Source organism: Candidatus Krumholzibacteriota bacterium, from assembly GCA_016931295.1.
Classification (GTDB): Bacteria; Krumholzibacteriota; Krumholzibacteriia; order Krumholzibacteriales; family Krumholzibacteriaceae; genus JAFGEZ01.
Window position 1 is genome coordinate 40655 of the sequence record JAFGEZ010000047.1, and the last position, 21442, is coordinate 62096.

Annotated in this window: 24 protein-coding genes; 8 read left to right on the forward strand and 16 right to left on the reverse strand. The window is 68.0% G+C overall.

Annotation, left to right across the window (positions count from 1 at the left end):
* Nucleotides 1-319: 319 nt before the first annotated feature.
* The gene (locus JW876_11755) at nt 320-2197 is read left to right on the forward strand and encodes a DUF4384 domain-containing protein (protein ID MBN1886181.1); all 1878 of its coding nucleotides are present in this window, start codon (nt 320-322) and stop codon (nt 2195-2197) included.
* Nucleotides 2198-2266: 69 nt separating this feature from the next.
* Here the strand turns inward: JW876_11755 and JW876_11760 are convergent, their stop codons facing one another.
* A complete protein-coding gene (locus JW876_11760) occupies nt 2267-3436 on the reverse strand; it encodes a threonine synthase (GenBank protein MBN1886182.1) in 1170 nt (389 codons plus the stop codon).
* Nucleotides 3437-3501: 65 nt separating this feature from the next.
* On the opposite strand from JW876_11760, the gene JW876_11765 reads away from it, so the two are divergent.
* Nucleotides 3502-4269 (forward strand): laccase domain-containing protein, encoded by a 768-nt coding sequence (locus JW876_11765; GenBank protein ID MBN1886183.1) that lies wholly within the window; start codon nt 3502-3504, stop codon nt 4267-4269.
* A gap of 7 nt (nt 4270-4276) precedes the next feature.
* Here JW876_11765 and JW876_11770 read toward each other — a convergent pair whose 3' ends face one another.
* Nucleotides 4277-4579: an MTH1187 family thiamine-binding protein gene (locus JW876_11770; GenBank protein MBN1886184.1), complete on the reverse strand. Its 303-nt coding sequence runs from the start codon at nt 4577-4579 to the stop codon at nt 4277-4279.
* A gap of 76 nt (nt 4580-4655) precedes the next feature.
* Here JW876_11770 and JW876_11775 point away from each other — a divergent pair, with 76 nt between their 5' ends.
* Genes JW876_11775 through JW876_11795 form a run of 5 tightly spaced genes read left to right on the forward strand, consistent with a single transcriptional unit; the run spans nt 4656 to nt 8815 of the window.
* On the forward strand, nt 4656-5840 hold the full coding sequence (locus JW876_11775; GenBank protein MBN1886185.1) for a pyridoxal phosphate-dependent aminotransferase: 1185 nt from the start codon (nt 4656-4658) through the stop codon (nt 5838-5840).
* Nucleotides 5837-6493 (forward strand): hypothetical protein, encoded by a 657-nt coding sequence (locus tag JW876_11780; GenBank protein ID MBN1886186.1) that lies wholly within the window; start codon nt 5837-5839, stop codon nt 6491-6493. The genes JW876_11775 and JW876_11780 overlap by 4 nt, the downstream gene beginning before the upstream one ends.
* A 60-nt stretch (nt 6494-6553) precedes the next feature.
* A complete protein-coding gene (locus JW876_11785) occupies nt 6554-7018 on the forward strand; it encodes a PTS sugar transporter subunit IIA (GenBank protein MBN1886187.1) in 465 nt (154 codons plus the stop codon).
* Nucleotides 7019-7034: 16 nt separating this feature from the next.
* Nucleotides 7035-7490, forward strand: a complete 456-nt coding sequence (locus tag JW876_11790; protein MBN1886188.1) for a CBS domain-containing protein — start codon at nt 7035-7037, stop codon at nt 7488-7490.
* A complete protein-coding gene (locus JW876_11795) occupies nt 7487-8815 on the forward strand; it encodes an ArsB/NhaD family transporter (protein ID MBN1886189.1) in 1329 nt (442 codons plus the stop codon). Before JW876_11790 ends, JW876_11795 begins: the two co-directional genes overlap by 4 nt.
* Nucleotides 8816-8871: 56 nt before the next feature.
* Here JW876_11795 and JW876_11800 read toward each other — a convergent pair whose 3' ends face one another.
* The 12 genes from JW876_11800 to JW876_11855 form a co-directional block, all read right to left on the reverse strand.
* A complete protein-coding gene (locus JW876_11800; GenBank protein ID MBN1886190.1) occupies nt 8872-9405 on the reverse strand; it encodes a periplasmic heavy metal sensor in 534 nt (177 codons plus the stop codon).
* A complete protein-coding gene (locus JW876_11805; GenBank protein ID MBN1886191.1) occupies nt 9402-9929 on the reverse strand; it encodes a periplasmic heavy metal sensor in 528 nt (175 codons plus the stop codon). Before JW876_11805 ends, JW876_11800 begins: the two co-directional genes overlap by 4 nt.
* Nucleotides 9922-10368, reverse strand: a complete 447-nt coding sequence (locus JW876_11810; GenBank protein MBN1886192.1) for a zf-HC2 domain-containing protein — start codon at nt 10366-10368, stop codon at nt 9922-9924. Before JW876_11810 ends, JW876_11805 begins: the two co-directional genes overlap by 8 nt.
* A 105-nt stretch (nt 10369-10473) precedes the next feature.
* Nucleotides 10474-11031 carry a sigma-70 family RNA polymerase sigma factor gene (locus JW876_11815; protein ID MBN1886193.1) on the reverse strand — a complete coding sequence of 186 codons (558 nt, stop codon included), beginning with the start codon at nt 11029-11031 and terminating at the stop codon, nt 10474-10476.
* Nucleotides 11028-11867: an MBL fold metallo-hydrolase gene (locus tag JW876_11820; GenBank protein MBN1886194.1), complete on the reverse strand. Its 840-nt coding sequence runs from the start codon at nt 11865-11867 to the stop codon at nt 11028-11030. Before JW876_11820 ends, JW876_11815 begins: the two co-directional genes overlap by 4 nt.
* A gap of 2 nt (nt 11868-11869) precedes the next feature.
* On the reverse strand, nt 11870-12193 hold the full coding sequence (locus tag JW876_11825; GenBank protein ID MBN1886195.1) for a YbjQ family protein: 324 nt from the start codon (nt 12191-12193) through the stop codon (nt 11870-11872).
* Nucleotides 12194-12225: 32 nt separating this feature from the next.
* Nucleotides 12226-12660 (reverse strand): zf-HC2 domain-containing protein, encoded by a 435-nt coding sequence (locus JW876_11830; protein ID MBN1886196.1) that lies wholly within the window; start codon nt 12658-12660, stop codon nt 12226-12228.
* The gene (locus JW876_11835; protein MBN1886197.1) at nt 12657-13250 is read right to left on the reverse strand and encodes an RNA polymerase sigma factor; all 594 of its coding nucleotides are present in this window, start codon (nt 13248-13250) and stop codon (nt 12657-12659) included. Before JW876_11835 ends, JW876_11830 begins: the two co-directional genes overlap by 4 nt.
* A gap of 134 nt (nt 13251-13384) precedes the next feature.
* Nucleotides 13385-14182 carry a DUF4097 family beta strand repeat protein gene (locus tag JW876_11840; protein MBN1886198.1) on the reverse strand — a complete coding sequence of 266 codons (798 nt, stop codon included), beginning with the start codon at nt 14180-14182 and terminating at the stop codon, nt 13385-13387.
* A gap of 43 nt (nt 14183-14225) precedes the next feature.
* Nucleotides 14226-14978: a ribonuclease Z gene (locus JW876_11845; GenBank protein MBN1886199.1), complete on the reverse strand. Its 753-nt coding sequence runs from the start codon at nt 14976-14978 to the stop codon at nt 14226-14228.
* A complete protein-coding gene (locus JW876_11850) occupies nt 14979-15830 on the reverse strand; it encodes an SAM-dependent chlorinase/fluorinase (GenBank protein MBN1886200.1) in 852 nt (283 codons plus the stop codon).
* Nucleotides 15831-16061: 231 nt separating this feature from the next.
* The gene (locus JW876_11855; protein ID MBN1886201.1) at nt 16062-17924 is read right to left on the reverse strand and encodes a tetratricopeptide repeat protein; all 1863 of its coding nucleotides are present in this window, start codon (nt 17922-17924) and stop codon (nt 16062-16064) included.
* 377 nt (nt 17925-18301) lie between these two features.
* Between JW876_11855 and JW876_11860 the strand changes: the two genes are divergently transcribed.
* A complete protein-coding gene (locus tag JW876_11860) occupies nt 18302-18805 on the forward strand; it encodes a YfcE family phosphodiesterase (protein MBN1886202.1) in 504 nt (167 codons plus the stop codon).
* On the opposite strand, the gene JW876_11865 is transcribed toward JW876_11860, so the two are convergent.
* Nucleotides 18780-19724, reverse strand: a complete 945-nt coding sequence (locus tag JW876_11865) for a sugar kinase (GenBank protein MBN1886203.1) — start codon at nt 19722-19724, stop codon at nt 18780-18782. The two genes, JW876_11860 and JW876_11865, sit on opposite strands and share 26 nt — an antisense overlap.
* Nucleotides 19721-21394 carry a carbon starvation protein A gene (locus JW876_11870; protein MBN1886204.1) on the reverse strand — a complete coding sequence of 558 codons (1674 nt, stop codon included), beginning with the start codon at nt 21392-21394 and terminating at the stop codon, nt 19721-19723. The genes JW876_11865 and JW876_11870 overlap by 4 nt, the downstream gene beginning before the upstream one ends.
* Nucleotides 21395-21442 lie beyond the last annotated feature (48 nt).

Below are 21442 nucleotides of genomic sequence, written 5' to 3' on the forward strand. Positions count from 1 at the left end.
CCGGAGGGTCAAGTGAGTTTCAGATCGTCCCCGGGCGGGGACGCCGGATGCCGACGCCGGCGGGGCCGATGAAACGGAATCCGCCCCCCGGTGTATAACAGGGTGGCGGAGCGCGCCGGACCCCCGCGGGGGATAGAACGGCGCATCGCCAACGAGGACAGACGGTTGCACCGGAATCGGTTCCATCTCCGGGCGCGGAGGCCGGGCTTGTAACGGAACGGCGAAACGACTATAATTAATGAGGGCCTTTCCGGCATGCTCCTTGAAAGACCTCGTATATGCAGGATGTGAGAGAAACCCCTGAGAAGGAGTGAGTCAGATGAGACACATCGTGACCATATGCCTCCTGTTGACGGCTCTGATCCTTCTGTCCGCTCCGGTCTCCGCGGTCGACGTGCGACGCGGCGCCTTCGACGGCGACGGACTCGACCTCTCGGTGCGGCTCGTCGGCGGCAAGGGAGCCGTCCTCATGCCAGGAAGGGACGTGAACATCACCTTCCAGACGAGCGAGGACGCCTTCGTATTCATATACAACATCGACACGGACGGCTACGTGAACCTCCTCTACCCGGCGGACGGCCGTCCCGTGCGAAGCGAGGGCCGCACGGTCCACTTCCTTCCCGAGGCGGGCCGGGGGATCCGCTGGACCGTCGGCGAACGAACGGGGATCGAGTACATCCATGCCATCGCCGTGCCGGAGCGCTCGATGATCGACGAGAACGAGCTCGCCTACCTCGCCCGCGGCGCCTCCCTTCCGGCGGAGAAGCGCTTCCGCATCCAGACCGATCCCTTCCTCGCCTTCAACACGATCGACGAGGAGATCGTCTCCGAGGCGGGCATCGCCGCGATGTCCGCCGACGTCACCTGGTTCTACATCAACCGCGAGGTCGACTATCCCCGTTACCTGTGCGCCAGCTGCCACGGTCACGACCGGATGAGCGACCCCTATGCGATGGTCTGCCCCGCGATCGAGATCGAGCGGGTCGAGTACGCCGACGCCGACTATCCCTACGAGGAGACCTTCGTCGTCCGGCACCTCGACGAGGATGAAAACGACTACTACGTCGCCGATCTCGGCGACCGCTTCGACGACGCGGACGACGTGTACGACGACGGCGGGAGCTGGGAAGACTGGGACGACTGGGACGACGCAGACGTGCATCTCCACGTCTACTACAACGACTGGTACGTCCCCCGGCACTCCTATCATCCCTGGCACTGGTACGTCGCCTGGGATCCCTACTGGTGGGACGACTGGTACTGGGGCTGGAGCTGGTCGGTCGGCTGGGGCGGTTATTATCACCACCACTGGCCCTTCTATTCGTGGTACCGCCCGTACTACTACGCGTCGTGGTACCGGAACGACTGGTGGTGGGATTACGGCTACGACGGCTACTGGCGGCATGACGACCGGCAGTACCGGACGATCGCGAACGGCCGGACCGTGACGAAACGGTACCTCACCTACGCCGATACGGCGGCGAGGGTGCGCCGCGTCGACGCGATCTCCGGCTCGCGGCTCGCCCGCGTGAAGGTCAAGGAGCGCCGCGACCGTACGATCGAGCGTTCGACGCTCGCGCGAAGAACGACGTCGGCGACGTCCGCGCGCATGCCCGTCGTCTCCCGCGCGACCGGGACGACGAGGCCTGCCGGAACGACCCGGACCGCGAATCGCGTCGTTACGAGGCGCGTCGTGCACGGGCAGGATGCCCGGACCGCGCGTCGCGACCCGGGCGACACCGTGCGCCCGACCGCCGATCCCGACAGCAGGCGGAGGAACCTGAAGCGCACCGACGGCGGTTCGACGACGACGCCTGCGCGCGGCGACGATTCGACGCGGCGCCGTTCGACCCGACGCGAACGCTCCACGCCGGGCGGGACGCGTTCCACCTCCACCAACCGGACGCAGCCGGCGAAGAAATCGGGCGAGGCGGAGACGCGGCGGACGCAGCGTCCGACCGGCGCCCGGAAGAGCGCCCCGAAGAAATCGAACGACGACACGAAGCGCTCGAGCAACTCCTCGGCCCGGAGTTCGAGCACCGACCGGGGCATCGACGAACGGGTCGGACGCGCCTCGGGAAGATCGTCGGGCGGCTCTTCGGCCGGTCGCACGAGTTCCGGCTCCCGTTCCTCCGGTTCACGCTCGTCCGGCTCCCGCTCCTCGGGGAGCGGCGGCGGATCGAAACGCCGGAAGTAGGAGAGGAAAATCGAAGGGATATCAGCGGGAGGGCGCCTGGCGCCCTCCCGTTTTTCGTGCCCGACCGCCTTATCGGGCCGAGTCGTCCAGGAGCAGGCGATAGCGGGAACCGCCCGCCGTCACGAGGAGACAGACCCGGTCGCCCGGCTTGATCGTTTCGCGGGCGACGAGCGCGTCGAGACCGGCGAGCGTCGCCGCGCCCTCGGGCGAGGGGAATACGCCCGTCTCGGCGGCCATCCGCCCGACCGCCTCGAGGATCGCCTCGTCGTCCACCGCGACGGCCGTCCCCCCCGTCTCGCGGAGGGCGCGCAGAATCAGCCGGTCGGCTCGCGAGGAAGGCACACGCAATCCCGCGGCGACCGTCTCCGGCGCCTCCCAGCATCCTGCGCTCTCCCGCCCATCCTCGAAGGCGCGGACGAGCGGCTGGCACCCGGCGGCCTGGACGGCGGCGAGCCGCGGACGCGGACCCTCGAGCCAGCCGAGTTCGTCCAGTTCGGCGAAGGCCTTCCACATCGCGACGATCCCCGTTCCGCCCCCCGTCGGGTAGATGATCCAGTCGGGCGGCGGTGAGAGGGCGGCGGCGATCTCGAAGGCCATCGTCTTCTTCCCCTCCACGCGGCACGGTTCCCGGAAGGTGCTCATCACCGCGGCGCCGGTCTCCGCGTTCTCCCCGGCCATGCGGCCCGCCGCATCGGATATCACGCCGGCGACCTGCACGACGCGGGCCCCGTAGAGACGGCACTCCTCCGCCACGCCCGCCGGGGTATCCGCCGGGATGAAGACGTCGCAGGCGATCCCCGCCGCCGCACCGTAGGCGGCCAGGGCGAGCCCCGCGTTCCCCGCCGACGGCACCGCGGCGCGCCTCGCGCCGAGGTCGACGAGCCGCGAGACGGCGACCGCCATCCCGCGCGCCTTGAAGGAGCCGGTCGGATTGAGCGATTCGTCCTTGAGAAAGAGGCCGCCGAGCCCCGAACCCCCGCGAAGTCGCGACGCGTCGAGTATCGGCGTGTTGCCCTCGCCGAGCGTGATCTCGCGCGGGAAGACGGGCAGCAGCCCGCGGAAGCGCCACACTCCTTCGCCGGCCCCGAAGAACTCCTCACGCGTCGTCCGGGCGCGCAGGGCGGCGAGATCGTAGACGCCGAGGAGCGGCCCCGCGCAGGTCGGGCATTCGCCGGCGATCGAACCGGCCGGCACTTCCCTGCCGCACAGGCCGCAACGGTATCCCTCGAAAACGGTCATCCTCTACCTTCCGCTTGCAATCCCCCGGTTTTCCCCTATCCTCTAGCCGGCAAGGGGAGTACGACATGATGCGATGGATCGGACAGAACGGCCTCGTTCTGGGGATCTTCCCCGCGATCGAGGCGCTCGCGCCAACGCTCCGCGTCTTCTTCGCGTCGCGGATCGGCGGTGTCAGCAAACCGCCCTTCGACTCGCTCGATCTCGGACTCTCGTGCGGCGATCGGCCGAAACGGGTTCACGCGAACCGGCGCAGACTGCTCGAGACGCTCGAACTGGAACGCAACCGCCTCGCGCGCGCCGAGCAGGTCCACGGCGCATCGATCGCCGTCGCCCGTCCGGGGCGGATCGCCCGCGGCGCCGACGGCCTCGTGACCGGGCGCCCATCGCTGCCGCTCGCCGTCTCCACGGCCGACTGCTACCCGGTCGTCCTCTTCGCTCCCGCCGAGGGCGCGCTCGCGGCGCTGCACGTCGGCCGCGCAGGCGCCGCCGCGGGGATACTCGAAGCGGGGATCAACCGGCTCTCCGCCGGATTCGGCGCGAACCTCGCCGACACGATCGCGCTCGTCGGACCGGGGATCTGCGAGAGATGCTACCCGGTGCGGGAGACGGACTCCCGCGCCTTTCCCGCTTCGCGCCGGCGCAGGAACGGCCGCTGGCACGTCGACCTCGCCGCCTTTATCGCGGACGACCTCGTGTCGCTGGGGCTTCGCCGGCGCAATGTCCTGGCCTCCGGGCTCTGCACGAGCTGCGATCCCGGGCATTTCTTCTCGCACCGCCGCGACGGCGGGAAAACCGGGCGCCACTGGACGATCGCCTGGATCGACGAACCGTGAGCGGCCGTCAGCGGAGTCTCGCCTCCACCGAAGCGACCTTCCCGTCCATCGTCAGTTCCGTGTCCCGCCGCTCGTCGATGTTCACCAGCGTCATCACCCGGAGCGCCCCCGCATCGAACGGCGCCCGGTGGAGCCGGGCGACGACCGCGAGGATCGTCTCCGTCTCCCCTTCGATCACGGTCGACATCGGCGTCAGGCGGAAGCGCACCCCCTCGGTCTCCCCGAGGATCTCCTGGCATCTGGCGACGAATGCGCTCAGGCTTGGTGAGCCCGTCCCGAGCGGCACGACGCTCACCGAACAGACCGCCATCCCGTTTTTCCTTTCGTTTGACTTCGCTTCTTCCAGAACCTATGCTACTGCATAGTGTATCAGGAACGGGAGCGGGATGCGCAGCAAAATCACCGACGGAATAAAGCCCTTCATCGTCATGGAGATCCTCGAGCGCGCGCAGGCGCTCGAGCGTGAGGGCCGGTCGATCGTCCACATGGAGATCGGCGAACCCGATTTCGACACGCCGGCGGGAATCGTCGAATCCGGCGTCGCGGGGATGACGGGTGGCGACACGCACTACACCGACAGCCGGGGAACGCACGAGCTCCGCGAGACGATCGCCTCCTGGTACAACGGCCGATACGGGCTCGATGTGACCGGCGACCGGGTCCTCGTGACGAACGGCGTCTCGCCGGCCCTCCTCCTCGTCCTCTCGGTCCTCATCGAGCAACCGGGCGACGAGATCGTCCTGGGCGACCCCTACTACCCGTGCTATCCCAATTTCATACGCTTTCTCCGCGGCGTTCCGCGATTCGCGCCGGCGAGCAGCGATCGAGGATTCCAGCTCGACCCGGCGGACGCCCGGCGGCTCGTCGGGCCCCGGACGAAGGCGATCATGATCAACTCCCCCGCCAATCCCTCGGGGACGCTCATGCCTCCCGCCGACATCAAGGAGATCTGCTCGCTCGGCGTTCCCGTCATCAGCGACGAGATCTACCACGGGCTCGTCTACGGGGCGAAGGAACATTCGGCCCTCGAGTACGGTGACGACGTCTTCGTTCTGAACGGCTTCTCCAAGCTCTTCGCGATGACCGGCTGGCGCCTCGGCTACTGCATCGCGCCGGCGTCGGCCGTGCGAACCCTGCACGTGCTCCTGCAGAACTTCTTCATCTCCCCGAACGCCTTCGTGCAGCGGGCCGGCCTAAGCGCCCTTTCCCGGCAACAGCCCGAGATCGACGACATGGTCGCGAAATACGACGCGCGCCGGCGATTCCTCCTCGAGGAATTGCCGAAGATCGGACTCGGTTGCCGCGTGGAGCCGAAGGGGGCCTTCTACATCTTCGTCGACGCCTCCCACGTGGACCGCGATTCCTACCGTCTCGCCTTCGACATCCTCGAGACGGCCGGCGTCGCGCTGGCGCCGGGGATCGATTTCGGCGCGGAGGGCGAGGGACATCTCCGCATCTCGTACGCCAACTCGATCGAGAACCTGGCCGACGGCGTCAGGAGGCTCGAGGGCTATCTCGCGCGCCGGGACGCGCTGCCGGCTCCGCATCGATCGAAAGGAGACACCGCATGAATCGTCCGGCCCTGTTCGTCTGCCTGCTCGCCGCGGCCTGCGCCGCGAGCGCTCCGGCATCCGCCTTCCCCATCGGCATCGCGGTCCGGGGCGGCATCGGCAACGCCTTCTACTCGATGTCCGACCTCAACGACGCCATCCAGGAGCTCAGCCGGGACGCCGGCGTCCGGATCCCCGACCTCGACGGCGGGACGAACGTGAAGATCGAGGGACGGATCTGGGTGTTCGACCGATTCGCGGCGGCCGCGATGTACGAACGCTGGTGGGCGTCGACGGAAAACGAATCGGGGGATTACACGATCACCTTCAAGGCGCCCGCGGACGTGATCTCCTTCGGCGTCGTCGGCCGCATCTTCAGCTTTCCCCAGATCCTCGACGTCAACCTCGCGGCCTACTACAGCCTCGCCGAGACGGTCTACGGCACGAACATCCTGACCGGCAGGCGGCTCGACGAATACAAGGGCGACGACGGCGGCTTCCAGCTCGCCGCCGAGGCGGTGACGAACTTCCTCAACCCGGTGGAGATCGGCATCCAGTTCGGGTGGCGGAATGTCACCGTCCGGGAATTCGAGAACAAGTTCGGCGAATCGCTCCGATTCGATCTCGAATACGGCGGCGCCTTCTTCTTCCTGACGGCGGGCGTCCGGCTGTAAATGATTTGACTTCGGTCGGGGCGCGCACTACCTTGTCCCTCTGTCGAAGGAAGCCACGGAATGAGACTGTCAAGCAAACTGAAGAAGAACGCCGTCAGACTCGACATGAAGGCCTCCACGAAAAAGGAGGCTCTCGGCGAGCTCGTCGGCCTGCTTTGCGACGCCCATCGCCTCTCCGACCGCGATACGATCCTCGAGGCGATCCTCCGTCGCGAAAAGAAGCAGAGCACCGGGGTCGGGATGGGCCTCGCGCTGCCCCACGCGAAGACGCCCGTCGTCAAAGAGCTCCATGTGGCCTTCGGCCGGAGCGCGCGGGGCGTCGATTTCGACGCGATCGACGGCGAATTGGCGAAGATCTTCTTCATCCTCGTCTCCCCGAAGGACGTCTCCGGCCCCCACATCGTGGCGCTCGCCGGGATCTCGCGGCTCGTCAAGCACGAGGCATTCCGGGAGAAGCTCCTCTCCTGCCCCGACGAGAAGACGCTTCTCGACATCGTCAGGCGCGCGGAGGACGAGTACCTCTAGCCGCAAAGGAGACGGCGTGGATATCCGCGACTGCATGAAACGGGAGTTTCGCTTTCTCGCTCCCGATGCGTCCCTCCGGGATATCGCCCGGCTCTTCGAGGAGACGGGCGAGGCGGTCCTCCCCGTCCGAGAGGAGACCGGAGAGCTGGCCGGCGTCATCACGATCGACGACTTCCTGCTGATCTTCCTCCCCGCGTATATCGACCTCATCCGGAACATCGACTTCCTGCACGACTTCGGCGCCATCGAGCAGCATTCCTTCTCGATCGAGGAATCGCTCTTCGTCGCCGAGGACCTGATGCGCGAGGAACCGGCCGTCCTCGCCGAGAATGACAGCGTCATGAAGGCGGCGGCGGTCCTCCACCGGTCCGGGATCACCCGGATACCCGTCGTCCGCGACGGCCGTCTCGTCGGCATGATCAGCAAGAACGACATCGTGAGGGCCCTCTACGGCACGGAAGGACAACATTGACCGCTCACGCCGTCATAGCGATCGTCGTTTTCGTCGTCGCCTATATCCTGATCATCACCGAGCGGATCCACCGCACGAAGATCGCGATCATGGGAGGCGTCCTCCTCGTCCTCCTGCGCGTCCTGCCGCAGGCCGACGCCTTCGCGTCGATCGATTTCAACACGATCGGCCTTCTCGTCGGCATGATGCTCCTCATCGGGGTCGTCAAGGAGACGGGGATATTCACGTGGGTCGCCATCAGGATCGCGAAGAAGGCCCGCGGGGATTCCTGGCGCATCCTCCTCTGGATCTCGATCTTCACCGCTCTCGCCTCGGCCCTCCTCGACAACGTGACGACCGTTCTCCTGATCGCGCCGATCACGATCCTGATCGCCGAGATGCTCGATATCCGGCCCTATCCCTTCCTCGTCGCCGAGATCCTCGCCTCCAACATCGGGGGAACGGCGACGCTGATCGGCGATCCGCCGAACATCCTGATCGGATCGGCCACCGACCTCTCCTTCCTCGATTTCCTCATCCACCTCGGTCCGCCGGCCCTCCTGATCCTCGGCGTCACGCTCCTCGTCCTCCGTGTCGTCTTCCGGCGCGAGCTAAGCGGCGCCTTCGTCGACACCGAACGGGTGCTGGCGGGCATGGACGAGACGAAGGCGATCACCGATCCGGTGCTGTTACGCCGGAGTCTCGTCGTGCTCTCCTTCACGATACTCGGGTTCGTCCTCCACGACGCGCTCGGGCTCAAGCCGGCCACGGTGGCCCTCGCCGGCGGCGGCGTCCTGCTCATCTGGAGCGGCACCGACATCGAGAAACGCCTCGAGGAGATCGAGTGGCCCACCCTCTTCTTCTTCATGGGCCTCTTCGTCCTCGTGGGCGGCCTCGAGGAGGTCGGCGTCCTGGAGGTGCTCGCCGCCGGCGTGCTGCGCCTGAGCGGCGACGTCGGGGTCCTGAGCCTCTGCGTCCTGTGGTTCGCGGCGCTCGCCTCCTCGTTCCTGGACAACATCCCCTTCGTCGCCGCCATGATCCCGCTCCTCGCGAGGATCAGCGTCTCCCTCTTCCCGAACACGGCAGGACTCGACGAGGCGGCCTACGCGGTCTATCTGATGGAAAAATCGATGCCCCTGTGGTGGAGCCTGGCCCTCGGGGCGTGTCTCGGCGGCAACGGCACGATCATCGGGGCCTCGGCGAACGTCGTCATCGCCGGATTCAGCGGAAAGACCCGCACGCCGCTCACCTTCGGCAACTACTTCCGGTACGGCTTTCCCCTGATGCTCCTCTCGATCCTGCTCTCGAGCGGCTACATCCTCGTCCGATACCTCCTCTTCCGGTAAAAAAAAACGGCGGAGGCCGAAGCCCCCGCCGTCGAGCGTCGAAAGAACGCCGATCGTCAACTGCCGCCCGCGCCGCAGTGTCCGTCCCCGCCGCGGCGCCCCGTTCCGTCGCCATCGCCGCATCCCCGCTTTTCGCCACCGGCGCGGCCCGGGCGATGCATGCCACTGCCGTCGCGGCAGTTGCGCCCGCGCATGCCGTCGCCCATCCGGTGGTGCTTCACGAAGATCTTCCACTGCTCGTCGTCGAGGATCTTCCGCACGGCGAGCATGTGATCGATCCTCGCCATCCCGATCTTCTCGCGGGTCGCGGCGAGCTTCGCGTTCATCTTGCCGAGCTTTTCCGCGTCCGGCCGGTCCGCCGCGAGCGCGGCCCGCATGCCTATGCGGAGCTTCTCGGCCGCCGCCTCGAGATCGATCATCGTCATCCGGTGTTCGACCCGCAGCTTCTCCATCGCCGTCTCCTGGTCGGCCTTCAGCTCGAGCGCCGGCATCGCGCAGCTCCCGCCCTCGTCGTGCATCCGGTGCTGGGCGGCGAGGGGCGCGGCCGCGAGCATGAGGGCCGTCGTCAACAGGATCGCGTTCCGTTTCATCGTGTACCTCCGGGTTCGTGACGTCGAGAATGCCCGGTATGCCGCGCCTCCCCGGGGGGCGGGCCGGCCGTCTCGCCGAGCATCCGGTGAAAGATGTGCATCTCGCTCTCGTCGAGCACCGATCGCACCTTCATGAGCCGCTCCACGAGAACTTTCTCGAGTTCCCCCTGGAGCGTCGAGATATCGTCCACCGTCTGCATGATCGCGGCCGAATCGGGCTCGTCGCCCGTGAGCAGGACGACGAGACGCCGGCGGTCCGCCCCGATCCTCTCCCGCAGATCGCGGGTGGTCTCGAGTGACTGGCCCATGATCCGGTGAACGAGCTCGGCCCGTTCGCCGCGGAGCCCCATCCGCCTCGAGAGCATCCTGCACGCCGGCCCGCACGGATCGGGCGCGGAGACATGCGGCGCGGAATCGCCGGTCTCCCGCTCGCGCGAGATCCACAGCCATCCGAGACTCGCCGCCACCGCGAGGTTGAAGGCGAGCGAGAGGACGAGGAGGACGCCGACGAGGCGATTACTCATCCGTCTCACCCCCCTCGAGGTAGGAGACGACGAGGTCGCCGACGGAGCCGGGTGGATATTCCTCGAGGTACTCGAGACCGAAGGAGGCGTCGGCGTCGCCGTCGGCGCCGAGCGTGGTTCGGCCGATCTGCCCGCCCGCGATGACTCCCGCCACCAGCACGAATATCGCCGCCGCGGGCACGGCGAACCGGCGCCAGCCGGCGAAAAGGCCGGCGCGGGCCGGCCGGCCGACTTCCGCGATCACGCCTTCGAGAATCGACGGCGGAGGCGCCATCTCGACGAGCGAGGCATGGAGAGCGGTCGTTTCGCGCACGGCGGCCTCGAAAACCCGGCAGGCCCCGCAGACCGACAGGTGCGCATCGAGCATCGCGAGCCGGTCCGGTCCGAGCTCGCCGTCCTCTCTCATCGTGACCATCATGCGGTAATCGGTGCAATCCATGTGAACTCCTTCTCCATATGGTACGAACGCGCCGATACGGAAAACCGTGCGGAAAATATTCCGGGGGACCCGCCGTTTCCGTTCGTGTCGTCTATCCATGCGTCGTCACGTCGCATCTTCCCTGAAGCGGGCGAGGGCCGCCGCCAGGCGTTCGCGGGCCCTGTAAACGAGCGCCTCGACCGCCGGCAGGCTCTTTCCCATCGCCTCGGCGATCTCCCGGTAGGACAACCCCCGGCCGATACGCAGCTCGACGGCCGTGCGCTGCTCCTCGGGGAGCTGCAAAAGCGCCCGCGCGTATGCACCCCGCAGTTCCGCATGCGAAGCGTCGGCCGCGGGATCGACACCGGCGGCCGGTGGCTCGAACCCGCCCTCGGCGAGCAGGTCGAGCGAGTCGCCTGCAGGGCGGCGCCGCGAATAACTCACGGCGAGATTGCGCGCGATGCGGAAGAGCCACGTGCGGAACGCGGCCGTCGGCCGGTACCGGCCGGCGGCCCGGTAGAGGTTGACGAAGGTCTGCTGGGTGAGGTCCTCGGCGTCCTCGCGGCTTCCCGTCGAACGCAGGAAGAAGTTGAAGACGGCGTTTCCGTGGCGATCGAACAGGCGGCGGAGCGCGTCGGCGTCCCCCCCGGCCACGAGGCGCATCAGGGCGGCGTCGTCGGTCACCGCAACTCCACCGGGGCGGTCGCCTCGAATCGCCCCTTCTCGTTCCGCCTGACGCGGCAGGCGGCGATCCGGGGGTCGTGCTCGAAGAAGAGGATCCAGTTCTCGTCGGCGGCCCGTTTGAGCAACCGCTTCTTCTCCTCGAGGGTGTCGAGTGGCCGGTGATCGTACGCCATGATCCACGGCAGGTTGACGTGCGAGGCGAGGGGAAGGAGATCGGCGCCGTAGAGGAGGGCTTCCCCGTTTCCTTCGAGGAGGACCGTCTGGTGGCCCGGCGTGTGTCCCGACGTGGGAATCACGCGGACGCCGGGGGCGATCTCCTTCTCGCCGTCGAGCATCTCGAGCCGGCCCGCCTCCTCGATCGGCAGGAAATCCTCCGGAAAGAAGCTCGCCCGGTCCTTCTCGTTCGGATCGAGGGCGGCTTCCCACTGGCTTTGCTGGACGAAGTGCGTCGCGTTCGGGAAGGCGAGCTGGAGACGGCCGTCGCCGTTGCGCCAGGTGAAGCCGCCGGCGTGGTCGAAGTGGAGGTGCGTCATGACGGCGTGGGTGACTGCGTCCGGATCGATCCCCTCCCCGGCGAGGCGCTCGCGGAGCGGCGGCGACTCGATCCGGTAGTTGCGGATCATCTTCTCCCCGAGCTTGTCTCCCGCGCCCGCGTCGACGACGAGACGCATCCCGCCGCGCTCGGCGTAGAGGATGCGCATCGCCATGGCGATGCGGTTGTCGCCGTCCGCCGGGTCGGTCTTCTCCCAGAGGACCTTCGGCACGACGCCGAACATCGCGCCGCCGTCGAGACGGAACCGCCCCGTCACGACGCCCCGGACCTCGAAGAACCCCACCCTCATGCCTCTTCCTCGACGACGACCGCCGTCCCGTACGCGAGCAGTTCCGCGGCGCCCTGCATCATCGACGAGGTCGTGAACCGAAGGCCGACGATCGCGTTCGCTCCGAGCGCCTCGGCCTCGTCGACCATGCGGTCGATCGACTGCTCTCGGGACTCGGCGATCATCTTCGTGTATTCGACGATCTCGCCGCCGGTGATGTTCCGCAGACCCGCCATGAAATCGTGTCCCGCGTGCCTGGCGCGGATCGTGTTGCCGCGCACCAAACCGAGGACCTTCACGATCCGTCTGCCGTGGATCGTCTCTGTCGTCACCGTTATCATCGCCGGACCGCCTTTCCGCCGGCCGCCGCCGGTCAACGCTGGATATCCCGGTACCGGTCCGACCGGCACTGGTGGACACGTTCCCGAACGACCGAGACGAACAGGCCGAGAACGCCGACGGCGAGGACGACGAGCGCCGTCTTGCCGAAGGTGAGCTGCCCGAAATTCCGCACCGTCTCGTACACGATGTACGCCGCGATCATCAGGAGACCGCCGACGACGAGCCACCAGGAGAAGCGCCGTTCGAGACGCCGGTAGATGCCGCGCCAGTAGCCTTCCCAGAATTCGTCGATCGGGTCCCTGATCTGCATGGCGCCGAGTTCCTTCTCGAGCCCGCCGAGCTCCTCGACGGCCGCCCGGCAGGTCTCGCAGCCCTCGAGGTGACGCTCGAAGGCCATCTTCTCGGACGCGCCCATCTCGCCGTCGAGATACCGCATCCCGTCACATTCCATCCGCGTGCAGTTCATGCAGGATCATCCCCTTCCGCGGATTCGTCTCCGGCGTCCCGCCGCAGCGCCGCCGCGAGGGCGCGCCGCGCGTAGAAGAGACGGGACATGACCGTTCCCTCGGATATCCCGAGCGTCGCGGCGATCTCGCGGTACGTCAGCTCCTGGAAGGACCGCAGGACGATGATCTCCCGGTGATCCGCGGAGAGCGAGAAGAGCGCTCGCCAGACCGTCTCGCACCGCTCCCTCCGCAGGAGGTCCGTGTCGGGAAACGGCCCGTCGCCCCGGCGCTCCACGAGATGCTCCATCGAGGTCTCGCGGCGGCGGGCCCGTTTCTCGATGAAGTTCAGGCATCGGTTGCGGAGGATCCGGTAGAACCACGGGTAGAAGGGCTTGTTTGGATCGAACCGCTCCCGGGCCCGGTGGGCAGCCATGAAGGCCTCCTGCGAGACGTCCTTCGCGTCCTCCGCGTTCCCGAGCAGCCCGACGGCGGTCGCGTAGGCTCGTTTCATCGTCGACCGCACGATCCGCTCGAACGCCTCGACACCGCCCGCCTTCCACGCGACCAGCGTCTCGCGCGATATGTCCGTCGCCTGGTCTCTCGCATTCATTACACGTACAGCCCTTCCATGGGGATTATTCGATAAAAAAACACCTGCGATGGGGATTTTTCAAGAAGATTCGAGCGCCCGCCTCCCGGCGGGCCGGAAGGCCGCCCGCCCGAATCCGCCGCCGGCCGCCCCGGTCACCGGTTGTCGATGTCGATGTTTCCGTTCGTCGTGCGGATCGCGATCCGTCCGTCGCCGTCGCCGATCACGCCGCTCACCCGGTGCCGGCCCGCCCGCTTCGCGTCCTCGAGTGCGAATCCCACGCGGACGCGGCCGTTCCGCGCGCCCGCCTCGAGCCGGGCTCCCGTCTTCCGCGGTATCAGGAGAACGACCGGGCCGTTGCCGGACCGGATCGTCAGGTTTCCGCCGCGTTCGAGACGATCGAGCCGGCAATCGACCCGCCCGTTGACCGTCTTGAGCGTGCCCTCACCGGCCAGGCCTCGGGCCGCGACGTCCCCGTTCCCCGTCTCGATGAAGAAGGCCCCCTCGACGTCCCTCACGTCGATATCGCCGTTTCGCGAAACGAGATCGAGATCCGTCCGTCGGGGAACGACGACCAGGTAGTTGACGGCCACCGAGGTGCGATCGCCGAGTGCGCCGGCGAAAAGACCCGTCGACCGCAGCCGGGGAAGATCGGCGCCGAGCGAGACGCGCCGCGGCGACGACTCGATGTCGAAGGCGATCCTCGCCAGGATCTTCCGCGCCTCCGATTTGCTCGGCGCGCGGACGACCGTCTCGATCCTGACGACGATCCCGTTCGTTTCACCGCTCTCGACCCGGATCCGGCCGCTCTTCGTTTCGATGACGAGGCTCGCGCCCTCCTCGACCTCGAATCGACGCACGTCCCCGTCGTCGACGAGCCGGTAGGCCAACGCGGCGGCGGGCTGGAGTACGAACGAGGCGGCCGCGATCGCGGCGATCATGCGTCTCGGCATCGTGCTGCCTCCGTTGAAACGGTTCGTGTGTTGGACGAACCGGCTACAGATCGACGATCATCCCGTCCCGAGCGACCTCGACGGGGCCGTCCCACGACGAGGCGATCGCCCTCGCGACGTCGAACTCCTCCATGCGGGGGTAGAGATGCGTCGCGACGAGGCGCTTCACCCCCGCGCGGCCCGCCAGCGCGGCGACGGCGGCCGGGGTCATGTGCCCGTCGAGCGGCGCTTCGTCGGGCGCGGAGCATTCCGCGACGAGCAGGTCCGCTCCGGCCGCCAGCTCGACGACCGCATCGGTGAGGGCCGTGTCGCCCGTGTAGACCATCGATGCGCCGTTCGCCTCGACGCGGTATGCGAGGGCCGGCCGGTCGCCGTGGTCGGCGGCGGCGCAGCCGATCCTCGCCGCTCCCCGGTCGATCGTCTCCCCCCCGGCGAGTTCCCGCGTCGCCGGCGGACCGTCGCCGAGGCGGGTCCCCGGGAAGAGGATCGGCCAGCCCCCGACGAGATCGTCGAGCCCGGCAGGACCGAAGAGCGGCGGGAACGGCCGGCAGCCGGGATCGTTCCGCGCGGCGGCGAGGAGCCGGCCGAGGCCGAGCGAGTGGTCGGGGTGATGGTGCGTGAAGAAGATCCCCGCGAGCGAGCGGTAGTCGATCCCGCTCTCGGCGAGCGCCTGGGGCACGCCCGGGCCGCAGTCGAAGAGCAGGATCTCCCCCGTCTCGACGGTCAGGGCCGGGGCCCGGCGGTCGGCCCGCGGCGTGATCGTGCCGCTTCCCAGTATCCGCACCCGGAACCGCATCTAGGCGCCCGTCGTTTCAGGCGCCGGAGGGGAAACGACGATTTCGAGCGATTTCTTCTCCCTGAGACCGAGTTTCTCGAAGGCGCTGCCCCTGTTGACGGCGATCTCGAGGTATCCCCAGCTGTTGCGAAGGACCATCAGCGCTCCCTCCATGCCCTGCTCGTAGAATTGCTTCACGCCCGTGACGCGGCGGCCGGCGAACCGGACGCCCATCTCCTCCCACGGAACCTTCCCCGGCATGAGGGACTCGAGGAACGCCTCGTCGATATCAGTGATGATGTTGCCATAGGTGTCGACGTAGACGGCGCGGCCCCTGATCTCCCCGCCGCGGTCGACGACGGGCTTGGTCGAGGGGACGATAAGCACGGAATCGAGCTCCGTTCCCATGGCGGCCGGATCGACGCCCAGGGAGAGGTGGGCGGCGATCGGCGCGTAGATGTCGCGCCCGTGGAAGGTCGCCCCGCGCGGCGACAGGGTGAATTCGCCCGGCTCCACGCCGTAGACCTTCCGGACGATTCCCTCCTCGAAGACGCAGGAGAGGATTCCGTTGTCGGGGCCGACGAAGAGATACTCGTCGGTCTCGATGACGATGTTCTTGCGCCGCCCCCCCACGCCGGGGTCGACGACGCAGCAGAAGACCGTTCCGGGAGGGAAGTACCGATAGCTGTTGCCGATGATGAAGGATCCCTCCCGCACGTCGCGCGACGAGACGTCGTGGCAGAGATCGACGATCCGTGCGTCGGGCGCGACGCCGAGGATGACCGCCTTCATGACGCCGAGATACCAGTTGTGCCAGGTGAAGTCGGTCATCAAGGCGATGACCGGACGCCGGCGCGGTTTCCCTTTCGCCATCGGGTCTCCGCCTTTCCGCCGTTTCGCGGGGTGATCGGACCGTTCGAAGAACGAAAAAATGGTAGCGGAGGGCCGAGGACGAAGTCAAAGCATCTTTTCGAGGGCCGGAAAGACTCCCGCTGGCGCGGCGAACGCGTATTTCCGCGCCGCGCGGCGCTGCAGTTCGGAATCGAAGATGCAGCCCCGGTCGTCGATGAAGATGGCGAGAAGACTGAAACTGAAGGGGGATCGTCAGGATCGTCCGGCCGGCTGGCGGAGACGCTCGAGGCGCGGCGCGACGAGGAGCCCGGCTTCCGGGATCCGCCTGATGGCCTGCTCGTAGATCTCGGCGGCCTTGCCGGGAAGATGAAGCATCTCGCAGGCGAGGCCGAGGTTGAGATAATAGGGACCGTTCTCCGGGTCGTTCTCGACGGCATCGGTGAAGAAAACGGTCGCCTCGGCGAACCTGCCTCCGTTGGCGAGCAGGCAGCCGAGCGCGTTCAGGGCGGGCGCGAACCGGGGATGGCGGGCGATCGCCTCGCGAAGGCGCCGTTCCGCCTCGCCGGATCGTCCCCGCTTCCCGACGACGATGCCGAGATTCGTCTCGATCTGCGGATCCTGGGGCGAGAGCCGGTGCGCCTCCTCGAACGCGCCTTCCGCCTCCTCGAACCGACCACGCCGTTCGTGGACGCATCCGAGACTGTTCAGGACCTCCGAGCGCCGCGGATTCGAGGCGAGCGCCCGCTCGTAGGCCTCGAGGGCGCCTTCGTCATCGCCGTTCATCTCCCTGATCTTCCCCTCGAGGAAGAGAAGCCCCTCGTGCGCGGGATGCTTTCGGCCAATGCGCTCGAGCGCCTCGGCGGCCGGCGCGGCGCGCCCCATCCTGACGAAAAGATGGATCGCCTTGAAGGAGACGGCGAACGGCGTATCCGCGAGGAATCGGATCGAATCGAGGGAGGCGGCGGCCTCGTCGTCGTTTCCGCAGCCGTGGAGGGCTTCGGCGCGGAGGAGGTGCGCCTCGGGGGAATAGGGATCGATCGCGAGCGACCGGTCGGCGTGCGAGAGGCACGCCTCGTGGCGTCCCAGGGCCAGGCAGGCCGAGGCGGCGTTCCGCAGCAGGTTCGCGTTCCCGTCGTCGAGCGCGAGCCCCTTCCCGAGGCAGTCCAGCGCCTCCGCTGGGCGATCGGAATCGAGCAGGGCGACGCCGCGGTTGTTGTAGAGATCAGGCTGGTTCTGCTCATGGTTCAACGCGGCCCTGAAGCTCTCCAGCGCCTTCGCGCGGTCGCCGCGCTTCAGGAGGGCGAGACCGCGGAGGTTGAGGAACTGCCACGAATCCGGCTCGACGGCGAGCCCCGCGTCGGCGAGTTCGAGCGACTCGTCGACCCGGTCGAGGGCGAGGAACTGGACGGCCAGTTCGAAGACGAATTTCACGTTCTCCGGGTCGGCGTCGAGCTTCCCCGTTCCGAGTTCGCGGCAGAGGAGATACTTGCGGTAGATGCGCCCCGGAGGTCCGGTGCGCCCGTAATGGTGGACGATCGCCCCCCCCTCGTGCAGGGGCTCGCGTGCCGCCCGCAGCGACGGCTCGACGGTCTCGTGCACTTCTCTTGAATACCGGATCCGTCCGTCGTTGCGGAAGAGCCGGACCTGCCGGCTGGAAAAGAACCCGAGCGCCCCGCGGGCCATTCTCCCGCCCGCGCACGGCCGCCAGCCGACGGTCGCGGAATCGTCGGTGTAGGTCCGCTGTTCGAGAAGATACGCCCCCGCCTCGCCGCCGTCGACGATGGCGCGGATCTGCTTGCGTCCCCCGGCGTCGAGTTCCTCGTCGGCGTCGAGGACGAGGATCCAGTCCCGCGACGCCCGGTCGAGGGACGCGTTCCGGGCCGCGGCGAAATCCTTCGTCCAGTCGACGCGGCTCACCCGTGCGCCGCAGGCGCGGGCCGCGGCGATTGTCCCGTCCGTCGAGCCGGTGTCGACGACGATCACCTCGTCGACGAGTTCCCGGGCGCTGCCGATCGTGGCTGCGATCGTCTCCGCCTCGTCGCGAACGATCATGCAGAGGCTGATGGAGCCCCGTCTCCGCCGTCTCGCCGTATCGATATCCACGATATCCGTCACCTGCGCGGCCTCCGGCGGCCGCTCCGCCGCGGGATCCGTCCCGCGGGGGCGAACCGCTGACGCGCACCATGACTTCAAGAGCCGTGCCATGAAACGTCCCGGCGGACCCGGGAAACCGGCGGACCCGGCAAGACGCCCGCATCATCAACAATGACTTGGCATTGGATCTTCGAGGCACGGGCTGGAGAACGGCCGGCGCCATGCGTCCCCGTGCGGCGCCGATTTGCGGAAGGCGGAAATCCGGCCGGTGAGGGGCAGGAATGTCCCCGGTCGGCCGGCCGCCCGTTCCCCGCCGGGGGGTGTATGTTCCGGGGAGCCTCTGGCGGCGCAGGGCGCGTGCTGGTATGATGGACGGCGGCACCGGCGAAAGGAGCGTCATGAAGATCGCCGTCATGAGCGACACGCACGACCATCTCGCGAACCTGGAAGCGGCCATCGGGCGCATCAACGGATACGGGGCGGATATGCTCTGCCACTGCGGCGATCTCTGCTCGCCCTTCGTCATCGAGCGTCTCGCCGCCTTCGAGGGACCGGTCCATGTCGTCTTCGGAAACAACGAGGGGGATCGTTTCACCATCGAGCGCGTGGCGGAACGCTTCGCCAACGTGCGACTCCACGGCGAGGTCGGTTTCGTCGAGATCCCGGAGGGGACGATCGCCATCACGCACCGGCCGGAATTCGCCTTCGAGCTGGCGTCGACGGGCAGTTACCTCGCCGTCTTCTTCGGCCACACGCACCGCCGCGAGCGGCGCACGGTGTGCAACACGACGCTGCTCAATCCGGGCGAGCTGATGGGGCTTCGCGAAACGCCTGGCTGGATCGTCTTCGATACGGAGACGGGCGTCGAGGAGATCTTCACCGTCGGCGAGGAGACCGCCTGAACGGCGGTGCGGCGCCGCGTTCCCGGATGAACGTCTCCGCCTCGGCGGCGTCGGGGATCGCCGTTCGCCCGCCGAGTTCTCTGCAGGCCATCGCGGCGACGGCGTTGGAGAAGACGGCCGCACGGCGCGCCTCCCACCCCTCGAGGACGGCGTGAAGCCAGGCGCCGTGGAAGACGTCTCCCGCCCCCGTCGTGTCGACGGCCTCGACGGCGAATCCCGGCGTATCGAACCGTTCCCCCTCCGCGAGGGTCGCGCAGCCGCGCTCGCCGAGCGTGACGACGGCCGATCTTGGCCGGAACGCGGCGATCGCCTCGAGGGCGTCGTCGATCGTGCCGCCCGGCGCGATCTGCCCCGCGAAGACCTCGCTGGCGACGATGTGGTCGCAGAAAGGAAGGAGCGCCTGCACGCCCTCCCGGAGCGTCCCGGCGTCGATCACGACGGGAACGCCCGCCTCGCGCGCGATCCGGACCGCGACGAGGGCCGCGGCCGGCTCGAGGGAATCGACGAGGAGGCCCCTCGCCGTTTTCACACGCTCGGGATCGACGGCGCGCGGATCGAGCGGCCGGAGCGTTCCGCGCGACCAGAGGATCGTGCGGTCCGCCGACACCCGATCGACCATGATGAAGGCGAACTGAGAAGACGCGCCGGGTTGCCGTTCGACGAGGGAGACGTCGACCGACTCCGCCCGGAGCTCGTCGAGCGTCCGGCGTCCAGCGTCGTCGCCGCCGACCGTCCCGACGAAGCAGACACGGCGACCGAGCCGCGCGAGCGTGACCGCGGCGGTCGCCGCCGGTCCCCCGCCCTGGACGATCAGGCGCTCCAGCTCGAGTTTGGTGTTTTTCGCGGGAAGGTGCGGCACGATGCCGAGATAGTCGATCGCCACGTGCCCCAGGCAGACGACCGGGCCCTCCCCGCTCACGGCGTCCGCTTCCCGGCCTCCCTCGACCGCAGGAAGGCGACGACCGATTCGACGATCAGCCAGAGGATCAGCGCGAGAAGCATCCCGCCGACGATGAGCAGCGGCCAGCTGCGCGATGCCAGGTTCTGTCGCAGCTTGATGATCATCGCCGCCATGGCGATGACCATCATCGCCGCCATCGGCACCGCCGTGTAGCGGATCGGCTTGCCGCGGCGGAAGAGGACGAGCGAGACGGCGAGGAGTCCGAGCGCGCCGAGCATCTGGTTCGTCGTGCCGAACAGCTCCCAGAGCGCGAGCCCGACGGGCCGGCCGTCGACCGTCATGAGGCTGAAGTACCCGACGCCGACGACGGCGGCGAACGAGGCGGCGAAGCGGTTGCGCAGGAACGCGATGCCCAGCCCCTCGCCGAGCTCCTCGAGATTGTACCGGAGCAGCCGCGTCCCCGAGTCGAGCGTGGTCATGGCGAATCCGACCGCCATGACGACGATGAAGCTCTCGGCGATCCCCACCGGTATCCCGATCCTCGACACGAAGGCTCCCGCCCCGACGACGAAGGCCTCCATCTTCGGGCCGAGTCCCGCGGCGGCGCTCCATGATGCGTAGTGGCCCGACCACGCCTCCCGCGAGATCCCCGCCGTGCAGGCGATGACGACGACCATGGCGAGAAGCCCCTCGGCCAGCATCCCTCCGTATCCGATCGGCAGTGCATGCGTCTCGCGGTCGATCTGCTTCGCCGTCGTTCCCGTGGCAACGAGGCTGTGGAAGCCGGAGATCGCGCCGCAGGCGACCGTGATGAAGAGGAACGGAAAGATCGGGGGCGCCCCGGTGTCGGCCGCGTTCAGCGCGGGCGCCGTGAATTCGGGCCGCGCGATGAAGAGCCCCGCGTACATCAGCACCATCCCGACGACGAGCTGGTAGGCGTTGAGGTAATCGCGCGGCTGCAGGAGCAGCCAGACGGGCAGCACCGATGCGGCGAAGGCATAGGCGATGAGGATCCAGACCCAGGTCGACTCGGCGATCCCGCCGACGGGAACGCGGATGCCCAGCCAGATCGAGGCGAACATCGCGATCAGGGCGACGATCGTCGCCGGGGCGAGGCGGGCCCGGAACCGGTAGACGAGGAGCCCGACGATGACGGCCAGCAGTATCAGCGCGGCGACGGGGATGACCGATTCGGGATGGGAGTAGGACGCGCCGCTCTCCGTGAAGAGCTGGGCGATGATCCTGACGAATGTGCCCATGCAGAGCGAGAGCGTGAAGAAGATGATGACGAGGAAGAGCAGATGGGCGCGTCGCCCGACGAGCGACCGGGTCACATCGCCGATCGAGCGGCCGCCGTTCCGCAGCGAGACGGCGAGCGCCGAGAGGTCGTGGACGCCGCCGATGAAGATCGACCCGAAGAGGATCCACAAGGCGGCCGGCAGCCATCCCCAGATCACGGCGATGGCGGGTCCGAGGATCGGCCCGAGGCCGGCGATCGAGGCGAAATGGTGGCCGAAGAGGATGATCGGCCGCGTGGGCACGAAATCGACGCCGTCCTCGCGCTCGTGTGCCGGCGTCCGGCGGGCCGGGTCGAGGGACAGGATGCGGTCGCCGATGAAACGGGCGTAGAACCGGTAGGCGAGAAGATAGGCGACGATGGTGATCAGCGCGACGAGGAGTGAGTTCATCTCCGGGCTCCTTTCCGGTGACGGAACCACGACATGGTAGCGCACCGG

Coding starts and splice junctions, on each gene's coding strand:
- JW876_11780 (MBN1886186.1), top strand. CDS start 5,837: ATGAATCGTCCGGCCCTGTTCGTCTGCCTGCTCGCCGCGGCCTGCGCC.
- JW876_11805 (MBN1886191.1), bottom strand. CDS start 9,929: ATGAGTAATCGCCTCGTCGGCGTCCTCCTCGTCCTCTCGCTCGCCTTC.
- JW876_11860 (MBN1886202.1), top strand. CDS start 18,302: ATGAAGATCGCCGTCATGAGCGACACGCACGACCATCTCGCGAACCTG.
- JW876_11830 (MBN1886196.1), bottom strand. CDS start 12,660: ATGAACTGCACGCGGATGGAATGTGACGGGATGCGGTATCTCGACGGC.
- JW876_11870 (MBN1886204.1), bottom strand. CDS start 21,394: ATGAACTCACTCCTCGTCGCGCTGATCACCATCGTCGCCTATCTTCTC.
- JW876_11755 (MBN1886181.1), top strand. CDS start 320: ATGAGACACATCGTGACCATATGCCTCCTGTTGACGGCTCTGATCCTT.
- JW876_11825 (MBN1886195.1), bottom strand. CDS start 12,193: ATGATAACGGTGACGACAGAGACGATCCACGGCAGACGGATCGTGAAG.
- JW876_11785 (MBN1886187.1), top strand. CDS start 6,554: ATGAGACTGTCAAGCAAACTGAAGAAGAACGCCGTCAGACTCGACATG.
- JW876_11775 (MBN1886185.1), top strand. CDS start 4,656: ATGCGCAGCAAAATCACCGACGGAATAAAGCCCTTCATCGTCATGGAG.
- JW876_11800 (MBN1886190.1), bottom strand. CDS start 9,405: ATGAAACGGAACGCGATCCTGTTGACGACGGCCCTCATGCTCGCGGCC.
- JW876_11845 (MBN1886199.1), bottom strand. CDS start 14,978: ATGCGGTTCCGGGTGCGGATACTGGGAAGCGGCACGATCACGCCGCGG.
- JW876_11840 (MBN1886198.1), bottom strand. CDS start 14,182: ATGCCGAGACGCATGATCGCCGCGATCGCGGCCGCCTCGTTCGTACTC.
- JW876_11765 (MBN1886183.1), top strand. CDS start 3,502: ATGATGCGATGGATCGGACAGAACGGCCTCGTTCTGGGGATCTTCCCC.
- JW876_11835 (MBN1886197.1), bottom strand. CDS start 13,250: ATGAATGCGAGAGACCAGGCGACGGACATATCGCGCGAGACGCTGGTC.
- JW876_11850 (MBN1886200.1), bottom strand. CDS start 15,830: ATGGCGAAAGGGAAACCGCGCCGGCGTCCGGTCATCGCCTTGATGACC.
- JW876_11810 (MBN1886192.1), bottom strand. CDS start 10,368: ATGGATTGCACCGATTACCGCATGATGGTCACGATGAGAGAGGACGGC.
- JW876_11760 (MBN1886182.1), bottom strand. CDS start 3,436: ATGACCGTTTTCGAGGGATACCGTTGCGGCCTGTGCGGCAGGGAAGTG.
- JW876_11770 (MBN1886184.1), bottom strand. CDS start 4,579: ATGGCGGTCTGTTCGGTGAGCGTCGTGCCGCTCGGGACGGGCTCACCA.